This is a genomic window from Acidiferrobacteraceae bacterium, assembly GCA_037388825.1.
Classification (GTDB): domain Bacteria; phylum Pseudomonadota; class Gammaproteobacteria; order Acidiferrobacterales; family JAJDNE01; genus JARRJV01.
In genome coordinates this window covers 71,028-78,797 of sequence record JARRJV010000001.1, presented here as the reverse complement: position 1 = coordinate 78,797, position 7,770 = coordinate 71,028, and the positions used below count along the sequence as shown (strand labels likewise).

12 protein-coding genes and 1 riboswitch are annotated in these 7,770 nt (G+C 59.8%); of the genes, 11 read left to right on the top strand and 1 reads right to left on the bottom strand.

The window, feature by feature from the left end:
- Nucleotides 1-246 (top strand): DUF2007 domain-containing protein (locus tag P8X48_00415; protein MEJ2105774.1); only part of this gene is annotated, 246 nt, incomplete at its 5' end.
- On the opposite strand, the gene P8X48_00410 is transcribed toward P8X48_00415, so the two are convergent.
- Entirely contained in the window at nucleotides 243-413 is a 171-nt protein-coding gene (locus tag P8X48_00410) for a hypothetical protein (protein ID MEJ2105773.1), read from the bottom strand. The genes P8X48_00415 and P8X48_00410 overlap by 4 nt on opposite strands.
- A 190-nt stretch (nucleotides 414-603) precedes the next feature.
- Nucleotides 604-694, top strand: a riboswitch (cyclic di-GMP riboswitch).
- Nucleotides 695-1,028: 334 nt separating this feature from the next.
- Between P8X48_00410 and P8X48_00405 the strand changes: the two genes are divergently transcribed.
- From P8X48_00405 to P8X48_00360, 10 genes are all read left to right on the top strand, one after another.
- On the top strand, nucleotides 1,029-1,664 hold the full coding sequence (locus P8X48_00405; GenBank protein ID MEJ2105772.1) for a hypothetical protein: 636 nt from the start codon (nucleotides 1,029-1,031) through the stop codon (nucleotides 1,662-1,664).
- A 14-nt stretch (nucleotides 1,665-1,678) separates the two neighbouring features.
- On the top strand, nucleotides 1,679-2,212 hold the full coding sequence (locus P8X48_00400; GenBank protein ID MEJ2105771.1) for an ATP/GTP-binding protein: 534 nt from the start codon (nucleotides 1,679-1,681) through the stop codon (nucleotides 2,210-2,212).
- 11 nt (nucleotides 2,213-2,223) lie between these two features.
- Complete coding sequence (locus tag P8X48_00395; GenBank protein MEJ2105770.1) at nucleotides 2,224-3,603, top strand: ATP-binding cassette domain-containing protein; 1,380 nt, start codon at nucleotides 2,224-2,226, stop codon at nucleotides 3,601-3,603.
- A gap of 17 nt (nucleotides 3,604-3,620) precedes the next feature.
- Nucleotides 3,621-4,031, top strand: a complete 411-nt coding sequence (locus tag P8X48_00390) for a hypothetical protein (protein ID MEJ2105769.1) — start codon at nucleotides 3,621-3,623, stop codon at nucleotides 4,029-4,031.
- 99 nt (nucleotides 4,032-4,130) lie between these two features.
- Nucleotides 4,131-4,559, top strand: coding sequence for a roadblock/LC7 domain-containing protein (locus P8X48_00385; GenBank protein MEJ2105768.1), 429 nt, complete (start codon nucleotides 4,131-4,133; stop codon nucleotides 4,557-4,559).
- 31 nt (nucleotides 4,560-4,590) lie between these two features.
- Nucleotides 4,591-4,743: a hypothetical protein gene (locus P8X48_00380; protein ID MEJ2105767.1), complete on the top strand. Its 153-nt coding sequence runs from the start codon at nucleotides 4,591-4,593 to the stop codon at nucleotides 4,741-4,743.
- A gap of 43 nt (nucleotides 4,744-4,786) precedes the next feature.
- Nucleotides 4,787-5,179: a YkgJ family cysteine cluster protein gene (locus tag P8X48_00375; GenBank protein ID MEJ2105766.1), complete on the top strand. Its 393-nt coding sequence runs from the start codon at nucleotides 4,787-4,789 to the stop codon at nucleotides 5,177-5,179.
- Nucleotides 5,180-5,216: 37 nt separating this feature from the next.
- Nucleotides 5,217-6,872 (top strand): FAD-binding oxidoreductase, encoded by a 1,656-nt coding sequence (locus P8X48_00370; protein MEJ2105765.1) that lies wholly within the window; start codon nucleotides 5,217-5,219, stop codon nucleotides 6,870-6,872.
- Nucleotides 6,865-7,491, top strand: coding sequence for a hypothetical protein (locus P8X48_00365; protein MEJ2105764.1), 627 nt, complete (start codon nucleotides 6,865-6,867; stop codon nucleotides 7,489-7,491). The genes P8X48_00370 and P8X48_00365 overlap by 8 nt, the downstream gene beginning before the upstream one ends.
- 3 nt (nucleotides 7,492-7,494) lie before the next feature.
- On the top strand, nucleotides 7,495-7,770 hold a 276-nt coding region (locus P8X48_00360), incomplete at its 3' end, for a roadblock/LC7 domain-containing protein (GenBank protein MEJ2105763.1).

Genomic DNA, 7,770 nt, shown 5'->3' with positions numbered 1-7,770 from the left:
GACGCCGGGATCCGGGCGCGCGTCCTCAACGAGTACGCCCAGGGCGGCATGGGGGAGATCCCCTTTCCCAATGCCTGCCCGGAAGTGTGGATCGAACGGGAAGCAGACCGTGAACGCGCACTGGCTGTCGTCAGAACCTATGAACGACGCGGTCCCGATCCCGCGCCGCGGCTTTGCGCCCACTGCGGCGAAGAAAATCCCGGCAGCTTCGAGACCTGTTGGCGCTGCGGGAGATCCCTTGGCTAGTCCACAGGCTTTATTGCGCCGGCGGTATTATTGCCAGCTTTCCATAGCTCGATTCGCACCGGCGTCTTCTCCACCAGATACTTGTGACTGAGCCACACCATCATCCCCAGCCACACAATGGTCAGGAAAACCGATACACCAAGCCACTGTTTTGTATTGAGTTTCATTCCAGTCTTCTTTCCGTCGCCCAATCGATAGAAAACCAAGTCGGCCTTTTCGGCAAGACCTGATTGGCACCGGATTCTGGAGAAGCAGATCAATAACATTACTTAAGATGCTGATTTAAAATAAAAACCTTACTTTTTATTTGCATTATAAAAACCAAGGGCTATAGTCGGTTTGTACGTTGTTACGTGTTTTGAAGATGGGCACGCCGGGTCGAAAGACCGGGTTCGCAAAGTCACTGGTCTAAAGGGCATTGGCGCTCCATGACAGCAGGACTGCCAAGACAGTAACCGGCCCGACTCGGGAAACGCGGAGGCACAATCCGCAGCTCGCTTCGGAATGGTTAGGGATGACCGATCCAGAGGCACAACTGGCCTCCGGATGAAAACTCACCCGCCCCAGCGACCAGTCGGCCCAGTAAACCGTGACACCTCGGACCTGATTCGGGAGGTTACCCGCGGCGCCGCGATACCAGGCGGCACCAACGGGTGAGGGGAAAGCCAGATCACACCCTCATTGCGGCGCCTATTTGCGCCATCCACCGACCGGACTTCGGAATGAGAATTATTACGTTCGTATTAACAGAGATTTAGCAACGAGTATCTGGAGACGGATGAATGGGCACGACAGTCGCTACACGGACAGAAAGCGGGAGTACGGACTACTTCCAGCCCGGCAACTACGTCATCGATATCATCCGGCGGGCAGTTGCCAATCAACAATGCGTACGGGTATCGGCGGAAGGGCGGGGCACCCTTCTGCTCCTGCCAAAACGCGGTGAATACATCGCTGAATTCCCGGATCCGGCGCAGTTCTTCGCCACACCTGCCAAGGAGTTCCAGGTCGACGTAATGGAAACCGAGCCGGCAGCCCTGCCGCGCGGCGCCGCCCATGGCCGCAACATCGACGAACTGATGTGGAATGCGGCGTACCACGCCAGTGATGGAAGGCTGATGGAAGGGTGCCGCCGGGACGACGTGGTGCAGTTTCGTCATTGGCCCAATCTCAGCCGCCTGCCGACCACCCCGAACACCATGCGTGTCGTGGCGCTGCTCACCCGGCACCCTACCTCGATCACGCTGGCGCGCCACCTGCTCAAGATCGACGCCGGCGAAATCTATCAGATCTACAGTGCCGCCCAGTGTGCCGGTATTGCGCACGTCCTGAATCGGAAGCCGGAAGATCCGGTACTGAAACCGCATCGCAACCAGGCCCTGCTGGGCATGCTGCTGAACAAGATCGCTGGCCTGTAGAGAGGAGACCGCGCATGGAACACAAGATCATCTTCGCGGGACCGGTCGGCGCCGGAAAAACCACCGCCATCGGATCCATCAGCGATATTCCTGTGGCTGCAACCGAAGCCCGGGCCACCGATGAAACGGTACAGCGCAAGGCCAACACCACCGTGGCCATGGATTATGGCCTGCTGAATCTGGCCGGGGACTCCAAGATTCATCTGTACGGTACCCCCGGGCAGGAACGATTCAGTTTCATGTGGGACATCCTCACCATCGGCGGTATCGGGCTGGTGCTGTTGATCGACAATGCGCGCGAGGATCCGCTCGCCGATCTCGAGTTCTACCTCGATGCCTTCGGCGGCTTCATTCGCAAGAACGATGTCGTGATCGGCGTTACGCGCATGGATGAGAAGCCCCGGCCCGGACTCTACAGCTACCACACCAAGCTCGCGGAACGGGATATCAACGTACCGGTATTCGAAGTCGATGCCCGGGAGAGGAAAGACGTCAAGGTCCTCCTCGCGGCCCTGCTCGCATCCCTGGATCCCGGTGTTCATCGGTAACGGGAACCGCCATGTCCAGTACTCCCGAAACCAACATCCTGACCCTCGCTGAATACGGCGTCGCCTTCGGTGACCGTATCGTCCTGAGTTCCGTGAATCTCAAGGTTCCGGACCGCGGCGTCCTCGTCCTTCTTGGTCCCGGCGGCACCGGCAAATCGACCCTGCTGCGAACCATAGCCGGCTTCAACTCGGCCAATCCGTCTGTGCGAATCTGGGGCAGCGCGACCTACGCCGGCCATCCCCTCGGAGATACCGACCGGCCCGTGCTGGTCTCCCAAAGCGCGCGGCTGATGATCTCGACCGTGTTCGAGAACCTAGTGCACGATCTCCCCGAGCGCGACACCCTGACCCGCCTGCAACAGAGGGAACTTGCGCAACGGCTGCTGACCCAGGCCGGTCTGGAGTCCCTGGTGGACCGCCTCGACGAACGCGTAGTCAAGCTTCCCCTGGCGGTCCAGCGCCACCTCGCTGTGCTGCGGCTGGCCGCTGCCGGACCGCGATTGATCTGCGTGGACGAACCGACCACCGGGCTGGACGAGGAGGAGTGTGAGCCGCTGCTCGACTTCATCCGACGTGAAAGCGAGCGGCGAGCCATTCTGGTCGTACTTCACAACCAACGACAGGCGCGCGCACTGGGGGGGAACACTGCCTTGCTGGCCGGTGGCGTCATCCACGAATGCACGGATGCCGGGAAATTCTTCACGGCGCCGGATTCTCCGGTCGCTGCTGAATTCATCCGCAACGGGAACTGTACCGTCCCGTCTCCCAATGCCCGGGCGCCGGAACTGGACTCGGAAATCGAGGCCCCGAAACCACCGGAGGCTGCTCGAAGCTTCGTCAGCGATTCCTTCGGCCCGCGGGGATTCCTGTGGCTGAAGAAGGGGATGCTGGCCGGCACACCCCGGCCGGGAATCTTTTTCGACCTGGAGTATGACCTTGAGGCGCTGCGCCGCGTCGGTGTGACCGTACTTGTATCCCTTACCGAACATGGTGTCGACCAGGCAGCGCTGGAGGCGTTCGGCATCCGCAATCTGTGGTCTCCAATCCCGGACATGGCAGCACCCCCGATCGAACAGGCAACAATGCTGTGCCGGCAGATTCAGCAGCACATCCATGACGGCGATGTGGTCGCCGTTCACTGTCGCGCCGGACTGGGGCGCACCGGTACCGTTCTCGCCGCCTGTCTGATCTGGGAGGGCGTATCGGCGTTGGATGCGCTGGAGACGGTCCGCAAGGTGGAACCCCGCTGGGTCCAGTCAGAAGAACAAGTCACTTTTCTTGAAGAATTCGCATCGGCAGTCGCGAATGATGTCCCGAACAACACAACAGGGGCGTCCGTTACCACCGAAGCAAGCAACGCCCCTACGGGCACCTACTCAACCACTGCATGAAATTAAGGAGTAAAGAAATGGCAAATCAACTGGACAGTGCACTGCAAAAAGCGATCGCCGGCGTTCCTGAATGTGTCGCCGCCGGTTATGTGGATCTGACCACGGGCATGCTGCTCGGAATAAAGACGGTAGATTCACATCCTCAGGAAGTGCTGGAACTGCTTGCCGCTGCAACATCGGATCTGTTCCAGGGTTCGAATGTGCAGACGATCGAGAAGCTGTTCAAGAAGGCCCGCGGCCTGAGTGACGACGGACATCACTATTTCAACGAAATGGTGATCAACAGTGACAACCTGATCCACATCTTCGTTCGTGGCAAAAACAATGACGAACACGTGGTCGGGTTCGTTTGCCGCAAGTCAGCCAATCTCGGTATGGCCCTGACCAAGGCGCGGGCGCTGGTCCCCGAGATGGAAGCGGCGCTGTAATCGCAACAGCCCGGGACCACCCCTGACGGTCAGCGATGCCGTCAGGGGCCCGGCCCGACCAGGAACAACCGGAATTATCCTGACAATAGGGTGGAAGCAATGAATACGGCAACTTCAGGAATTCAGCAAATGGGCACGGAAGAGGCAAGGAACAGCATACTGGCCAGCAAACTCCGATCTTCCCTTCGGGCACTCAACGGGCTGTCGGAGGACATCGAGGCATCGGCGGTGATCTCGGGAGACGGTCTTACCCTTGCATCAGTGCTCGGCGAAGACGTGGACGCCGACCGTTTCGGTGCGATGTGCGCCTCTTTGCTTGCGCTGGCACAGCGCGCCGGAGCGGAGATTGCGCGCGGTGAACTCAAACAGGTACTGGTCGAGGGCGACAAGGGCACAATGCTCCTTGTGAGCGCGGGCCCGGACGCCGTATTGGCAGTAGCCACCAGGCCAACGATCAACCTGGGCAAGATCTTCATCGAAACGCGCAAGATCGCATCCAAGGTGGAGATCACCATCCTGGGTGGATGAGGGCCTGAACCGAATCAATGGAGGGGTAGCAATGAAAGCACTTGAAGCACCAAATGTGACGATGCGATCCGGTACCACGTGGTTCGCCCGCCTGGGAATCTCCGGGATCCTGTTTTTCCTGATCAAGGGGTTGTTGTGGCTGGGCGTGCCGGTGCTGCTTGAGTTGTGGGCGATGCGGCGCTAGGCGCACCGGGTTCCCGCGAGGAAATCGATGCCAAGGAGGTCGTATGAAATGTCCCTCAGATGTAGATTGCGACGCTGGACGGCGACTGGGTTGCCAGACGTTTTGCTGCCGGCTGCTGGTGCGGCTGGACCCGGACGAGCAGGTGCCAACAGGGGAGCCGGGCACGCCCCCCAAGGGCTTCGTCGACAAGGACGAACAGGGGTACTGCGTGCACTTCGATCGCGAGCGAAGTCTGTGCCGAATCTGGCAACAGCGCCCGCGTATTTGCCGCGAGTACAGTTGCAACGGTGATCCTCTGTTGCAGGTCGTGTTGAGAGAAGGGTTTGTCAATATCGCGCAACTCGCGATCGCCGAATCGAAAGCCTACATCCCCAGGGAAACGCACATACATGTTCCCTGTCACCACGAGGCAAACAAGAAACCGAACCATTCCTAGCCAGCAAGGAAAGTCCTGATACGCCGGGTACAAGAAAATGGGTGGAGAGTCTAAAAACAGGCGGCAACTGAGTTATCACGGCACTCGTTACAGCTGCCGGGAGGACGAAACCGTGCTCGAGGCGCTGCAACGTCAGGGGGTATCAATTCCGTTTTCCTGCCGTAGTGGCATCTGTCACGTATGCCTGCAGCGATGCACCAGCGGGCCGATTCCGGAAAAGGCCCAAACCGGTGTGCGTCCTACCCTTCGGGCCCAGGGCTACTTCCTGCCTTGTCAATGTACACCCACGGCCGACATGCAGATCGTGCCTCCACGAAACGCCGACCTTTATACGCCGGCGGTTCTGTACCGCAAGGAGTGGCTTGGCGCCAATGTCGTGCGCCTGCTCCTGGAACCGGCTACGGCCCTCTCTTATCGCGCCGGCCAGTTCATCAATCTGCGCCGATCCGACGGGCTAACGCGCAGCTATTCCCTTGCCAGCAATCCGGCCACTGACTACTTCCTCGAATTGCACGTCAACGTCATGAAAAACGGTGCAATGAGCAACTGGATCGCGGAAACGCTTGCGGTGAACGATGAAATCGACATCCAGGGGCCGAATGGCCAGTTCTGCTACGAGCCGGAACGGGCCGAACAAAACATCCTGCTTGCTGCAACGGGAACCGGCCTTGCACCGCTCCTGGGTGTTGTTCGCGATGCCCTGCACCAGGGACACACGGGCGAACTGCATCTGTTTCACGGCAGCCGTCACCCGCGTGGAGTCTATCTGCACGATGAGCTTCTGGATCTCTGCGGCGAATTTTCGAATTTTTACTACTATGCCTGCGTGTCAGGAAACGACGTCCCGCCGGGATTCCTGTCCGGTCGTACCCACGAGGTCGCACAGTCACTGCACGAAGACCTCCGGGGCTGGTCCACCTACTTTGCGGGCCTCCCGGACATGGTGGAAGCCGCACACCGCAATGCCCTTCGATCCGGCGTGATGGAAACGGACATCCACACCGATCCCTTCCGCTATACCGATCTGCGCGGTGCGGCCCGCACCGGCCGTGTTCGGAACGGCGGTCGTTTGGACCGAAGGTCGGCGACCCCGAAAACGGTCAATCGCCGGCCGGGCCCGGATCCGGAGATGTGGGCGGCGCTGGGGGAAGGACAACTACTGAACACCATCCTCACCGATTTCTATGATCGGGTGTATGAGGATCCCCGACTCAAGCCGTTCTTCCGCGGCACCACGAAGCAACGCTCGATCGAAAAACAGTATCTGTTCCTTCGTCAGCGCTTCAGCGGGGAGAAGGTGTATTTCGGAGACCGTCCACGCAATGCCCACCACTGGATGGTGATCTCTGATGAGCTGTTCGACTATCGCGAGCAGGTCATGGAATCATGCCTGCACCGGCACGGTTTGCCGGATCACCTGATCGGCCGCTGGCTGAAGATGGAAAACTCCTTCCGTGCTGACATCGTCAAGAATGCGCCCTGGAACCGCGTAATCGATGGAATCGAGATTCCGGCAGATGGCTTCGGGGAGGCAGTGCTGGAAGTCGGGACGTTGTGCGACAGCTGCGGGGAGGAAATACCCGGTGGTTCACGCGTTCGCTACCACCTGCGCCTCGGGACAACCTGGTGCCGCCGGTGCATGCACAACGGCGATCTCGAAACCAATACAAGCGGCATGAAGACTTATGGATAACGTCGTCCACACATTCGTTGTGCCGACACCGGCCGGTGTGATCCAGGCCGTTGCGGCGTCTGGGGACACGCGCAGCACCGTTGTCCTGGGTTTGCTGCAGGGAGGTGCATCGCGACCGATACCACTGGAACGACTGGCGAAGCGTGCAAACCTGGCAGATCGAAAGGCGGTAGGGTCTATTCTGTTCCAGCTGCAACGCCTGGACTGGGTGAGTGGAGATCTGCAACCGTTCGCGCCGCCTGTGGATCCGCCCGGCGAGTCCCTGCCGTCCCTGATCTCTCTTCTGTCACCGCTAGGCAAGGGCGTACTTGCCGATGCGCAGGGTTTCTGTGTCGCGACGGCCGGCTACCCGGAATCTCAGGCACGCCGCCTGTGTGCGCTGGCGACCAAGGCCTTCCCGCTCATGCTTCAGTTTCGCGACGGACTGGAGGAGCCCGATCCGGGACCGACGGGGCTGGTCCTTGGCGGTCTCGATCCGCACTGCACCGTCACCGTGCGTCCCGTGCATGTCGGGGAGCGCCTGTTCCATCTGCTGCTTGCAGGTGAGGCCGATCTTGACTCACCAGCATTTGTCCACCTGATTGCGGTTCTGGCCCGAAGATACCTGGGGGAGGTGTGAACGATGTCCACCGATGAGCTGGAGGTCCACGTAAACGAAGCGAGCCTGGGTGGGGATTTCGAACCACCTCCGGTGCAAATGACCGACATCCTGAACAAGGTCCTTGCGGACCTGCACCGCGCCAGCACGGATATCGTCCAGTCGATGGTCGCCTCACGGGACGGGCTGGCCATGATTACCCACGGACCCATGGACAACGAAGATCATGCTGCGGCCATTTGCGCTGAATTGATGAACCTGTGTCAGCAGGCCGCCGCTGATTTCAGCATCGGGACGGTC